A 1,141-nucleotide genomic window follows, 5' to 3' on the forward strand; every position below is an offset into this window, starting at 1 on the left:
GAAGCCGTAAATAGGGCTGGGTCATCAACTGTAACTGTTTGTCTATCGACACATTCTCCATCATAGGATAGTACCTCTACATCATAGGTATCTGGATCTAAACCTGTAAAGATATGGTTCGGATCTGTTGTAGGACCTTCACTCGCCGTAAAAGCAGTCGTGGTACTACTGATATTATAGGTATAATTAATATCGCCATCACTAACCTGAATCTGAACCGATCCCTGATCATCTGGACACGATGGACTCACTGGTGTAATGCTAACAGTAGAATCAAACTCCTCCAGAAATTCAGTCGCTACAAAAACACATGCTGTCGGCAATCCGTTATTCTGGCGTACATTAACTGTGTAAGTACCCTGCTCTGTTAATCCTCCAAATTCAGGTGAATTCTGATAACCTATTGTGCCTGAAGAAGGTGTAACCAATTGATACTCGTATTGTGTAGAAGAGTTCTGAACTCTCAATATACCTGGGATGTTACAAACGATATCCCGAACAACTACCAGATTCGGCTCAAAATTATTCTTGAATACATTAAAATAAAAATCTATCTCACAATTACCATCAAACTCTACACGGATTCTATATTCTCCTGCCTCAGTAACAGTAAAATCCCTCGTAGTAGCTTCTTGTGTCCAAAAAGTAGAACAGGTGTTATCAAGGGTAGGACAATCCTCATTACGAATCACTGCTGGACAATCCATAGGATCTAATCGTTCCCAAACAATACTGGTCGCATTCACAAATCCTGAATCTAAATATTGACTATCGGTAGCACCACATAAAAAAATCTCCGGTAATGGATCTCCAGTAATTGGACACGTACGTACATTACCATTAACCGAAGGGTCTTGAGCGATAGGAACTATCGGATTGGTAACTGTATTAAAAGCGGTAACGGTCCAGATCTCAAATAGATCATTACAATCGGGGTTTCCGGTTTTATCAACTCTGTAAACTCCTCCACTACTAACCGTCAGTGTCTGAGAATTTCCTATAACCATACCAGTGCCTAAATCCGTCCAAACATAAGTCGGAAAGCCTCCTCCTGCCGTCAGATCCAACGTACCTGTACATAAAAAAGCATTAAAATTACCATCGCAACTATCCAAATCTATTAAAAAATTTGAAGCTCCAG

At 40.2% G+C, this 1,141-nt stretch carries 1 pseudogene; it reads right to left on the minus strand.

What is annotated here, in order from left to right:
* Positions 1–1,141, minus strand: a pseudogene (locus F0000_RS28045) (hypothetical protein); the annotation flags it as partial.

Source organism: Aquimarina sp. RZ0, from assembly GCF_008370685.1.
Lineage (GTDB): Bacteria > Bacteroidota > Bacteroidia > Flavobacteriales > Flavobacteriaceae > Aquimarina.